Genomic DNA, 3,459 nt, shown 5'->3' with positions numbered 1-3,459 from the left:
GCGCAGCCGGATCAGCACCAGAATCGCGGCCGTCAGCAGGCCGTACAGCAGGAAGTGCAGCGTCAGGTAGTCGCCGAGCAGGATGATCAGGAAGTCGGTCGGTGCCTTCCACAACAGCAACGGCGTCAGCACGGCCGGCACGATCGCGGTGACCAGAAGCTGCTTCCAGCTCAGGCTCGCACCCATCGGAACGGCCGCGGCACGGGGCAGCAGCTTCGAAAGCGGCCAGGCCAGCGCGATCAGGCCGCCGAACAGCAGCGCCAGCCAGCGCGGCCGCTGATCGATCCAGCCCGAGCCGGTGCGGCCGAACGCATCGTTCATCCAATGCAGCGACTCGCGCATCGAGTCCTGGCTGTACAGCACGCCGATGTGCTCGACCCCTGACGACAGCACGAAGCGGCGCGCGGTGCCGTCGGCGAAGCTGCCATAGGTGCGCCCTTCGACCGCGTTGCCGCCGGCGACCTGATTGACGATGCGCAGGCCTTCGTCCTTCAGCATTTGCGGCTCGAGCGCGCCGACGATCACCAGCAGATTGTGCGGCAGCGTCGCGGTGGATTTGCGCGTGAACACCGACACCGCGACGGTGGCGACGATCTCTGGATGTTCCACCGCATAGGCCACCACGATATCGGAAGCCATCGAATGGCCGAGCACGGCGGCGCGGCCGTCGCTCTCCGGCAGCTTGCGGGCATAGTCCGTGACCCGGCCGACTTCGTCGACCAGCACGCCGGTGATTTTGGTCGGCTCATCGACGTCGCCTACCATCGTCACCGGATTGCGGCCGTGGCCGGTGAAGTCGAAGGTGACGGCGATATAGCCGTTGCGCGCCAGCGTCTGGGCGAACGGCTGCATCAATTGCTGCGAGCCGGCGAAGCCGTGGGCGATCACCACCACCGGCGCTTTGGTGGCGGAGGGCTGCCGGAACACGGTAACGGGCGTTTGCCCCACCGTGGCCGTCGTGATCAGTAGCCCGTCCTTACCGCGCTGCAGCTGCCACAGCGCCACCATGATCGCCACGACGGCAGCGAGCGCGACGATGATCCGAAGCGGCGTCAGCCCGCGGCGCATGGCCATCAATCGACGTCCGGAATGTGCTTCTTGCGGATGCGGCGGATGGTCCACCAGATCGACAGCGCCGCGATCGGCACGAACAGCGCGGTGAGCAGGCTGGGGTCGATCTTGAGCCGGCCGGATTCGGCGGCACCCTTCACCATGTAGCCGAACAGCCCGACCACATAATAGGTGATCGCCGCGGTCGACAGACCTTCGACCGTGGTCTGCAGCCGGAGCTGCAGCCGGGTGCGGGCGTTCATCGATTTCAACAGTTCCTGATTTTGCTGTTCGAGTTCGACGTCGACGCGGGTGCGCAGCAGGTTGGCGGCGCGGGCGAGCTTGACCGACAGGTCCGACTGGCGCGCCTCGGTGGTGGCGCAGGTGCGCATCGCCGGCTTCATTCGGCGGGCGAGGAACGACGACCAGGTCGGCAGGCCGCCGACCTTGCGTTCGCCAAGCGTGGCGAGGCGACCATTCATGATCTCGTCGTACGCGCGGCTGGCACCGAACCGATACAGGCTGGCGGCGGCGCCGGCTTCGACCTCCGCGGCGAGCTCCGTCAGCTCCTGGAGCAGCTTGTTGTTGTTGGCGAGGTCGCCGACGCGGCGCATTTCAGCGGTGACTTCAGCAAGGCGCCGTTCGCTGGTCGCGATCGACGGCGCGAGCCGCTGCGCTTCGGGCAGGCCGAGCAGCGCCAGCGTCCGGTAGGTTTCGACTTCGAGCACGCGCTGCACCAGGGCGCCGGCGCGCTCCGGCGTCATACCGCGATCGAGCACCAGCACGCGCACGAAGCCGGACGGGCCGGGCTGGAAGTCGGTGGCGAACACCGCGGCTCCGTCGGAGTTCTCCGCGACCGCGAGGCTGGCGCGATCGAACAGGCGCTCCGGCGAGGTGCGCGGCGGATCTTCCGGCATCGCGTGCAGATCGACGGCGACCAGTAGCGGTCCGGGCTGCGGCAACAGCCGCATCGGCGAAGCCAGTGAGGACGCTTCCGGGTGGAACGGCGTCGCGGCGGGATCGGCCGGAATTTCCCAGGTGTAGGTGGTGAACTCGGAGTGCTGCTCCCAGCGCAGCATCGTGGTGCCGAAGCGGGCACGATGATGTTTCTCGCCGGGCGGCGGTGGCTGCAGTCCGCGCGACTCACAGAAGCTGATCATTGCGGCGCGGTCGGCCGCGGCGCGCGAGCCCGAGGTGTCGAAAGCGAAGTGTAGGACGCGCGCCGGCAGGTTGAGCGCAGTGAACGGACGCGCGTGCACTTCGCCGAGAACGATCGCGCGCAATGGATGCGGCGAAAGTCGAACGTCGCCGTCTCCGATCAGAACGTCAGCCGTCATGTCGCTTTTGACCTTGCTCAATATTGCGCCTAGTTGACTTGAGTACCATTGCATGGCGATAGACAGAAGCTGAAAGGTTCCGCGAAAGGCTGTCGCAGGCGCCGGAATTGTCCGAGATCAACGACCCCCGGCCCCCCGCCGGGCTTCTACGCGACATCGGTGTCATCCGTTTGCAATCTGGCTCGGGCTGGTCATAAGGTTCGGCCGAACTTCGCCGCGGGCCCGTCGCGGTTGTCGAATGGAGCGTGTGGTGAAATTTCCAGTCCGTATTGGTACGCGCAAGAGCGTGATGGCGCTTGCCCAGACTGAAGACATCGCCAAGCAGCTGAGCGCGGCTGCGACTGAGCTCGATCCCCAGATCATCAAGTTCGAGACTGTCGGCGATAGCGATCAGATCAGCAAGCTGCTTCCGCACGGCGGCAAGGGCGGCGCGTTCGTCGCCGAGATCCGCGCCGCGATGCTGCGCGGCGAACTGCATTGCGCGATGCACTCGCTCAAGGACATGCCGGCCAACGAAGAAACGCCCGGTCTGATCGTCGCTGCCACGCTGGCGCGCGATCCGGCCTGCGACTCGCTGGTGCTGCGCAAGGGCCTCACCCTCGAGGAGCTGAAGAAGTCCCGCGGCAAGGGCTACACCATCGGGACGAACGCAGTGCGCCGCGCGGCCTATGCCAAGCGGCTGTTCCCCGAAGTCGAGGTGATCCATTTCCGCGGCGCGGCCGACAGCCGGATGCGTAAGCTCGACAATGGCGAAAAGCAGCGGATGCCGGACGGCAGCGAGGTCGGTCCCGCCGATGCGCTGATCATGGCGCGCGCCGGCATCGAGCGCGTCGGCTTTGTCGATCGCATCGCGCACGATTTCACGCCGGAAGAAATGCTGCCCGCAGCCGGCCAGGGCATCGTCGCGGTGGAATGCCCCGTGCACGAGTGGAAGACCCGGCAGTATCTGGCGCTGATCGACAATCATCAGTCGCGGCTGTGCTGCGATGCCGAGCGCGAAGTGCTGTGGGTGCTCAACGGCCATTGCAACTCGCCGATCGCGGCGCACTCGGTCATCACCGGCGACGAGATG

General features: G+C 66.5%; 3 protein-coding genes. 1 reads left to right on the top strand and 2 read right to left on the bottom strand.

Going from position 1 to position 3,459, the window contains the following annotated elements; genetic code table 11:
• Both DYI24_RS23485 and DYI24_RS23480 read right to left on the bottom strand, forming a co-directional pair.
• On the bottom strand, window positions 1–1,074 hold a 1,074-nt coding region (locus tag DYI24_RS23485; RefSeq protein ID WP_164574045.1), incomplete at its 3' end, for an alpha/beta hydrolase family protein.
• Window positions 1,074–2,387, bottom strand: a complete 1,314-nt coding sequence (locus tag DYI24_RS23480; RefSeq protein ID WP_164574044.1) for a DUF3422 family protein — start codon at window positions 2,385–2,387, stop codon at window positions 1,074–1,076. The genes DYI24_RS23480 and DYI24_RS23485, both read right to left, overlap by 1 nt.
• A 238-nt stretch (window positions 2,388–2,625) precedes the next feature.
• Here DYI24_RS23480 and hemC point away from each other — a divergent pair.
• A partial coding sequence (gene hemC / locus DYI24_RS23475) for a hydroxymethylbilane synthase (RefSeq protein WP_205523656.1) occupies window positions 2,626–3,459 on the top strand: 834 nt, incomplete at its 3' end.

The organism is Rhodopseudomonas sp. BR0C11 (assembly GCF_010820945.1).
GTDB lineage: Bacteria > Pseudomonadota > Alphaproteobacteria > Rhizobiales > Xanthobacteraceae > Rhodopseudomonas > Rhodopseudomonas palustris_H.
This window is presented reverse-complemented; position numbering and strand designations above follow the sequence as displayed.

Coding starts and splice junctions, on each gene's coding strand:
- DYI24_RS23480 (WP_164574044.1), bottom strand. CDS start 2,387: ATGACGGCTGACGTTCTGATCGGAGACGGCGACGTTCGACTTTCGCCG.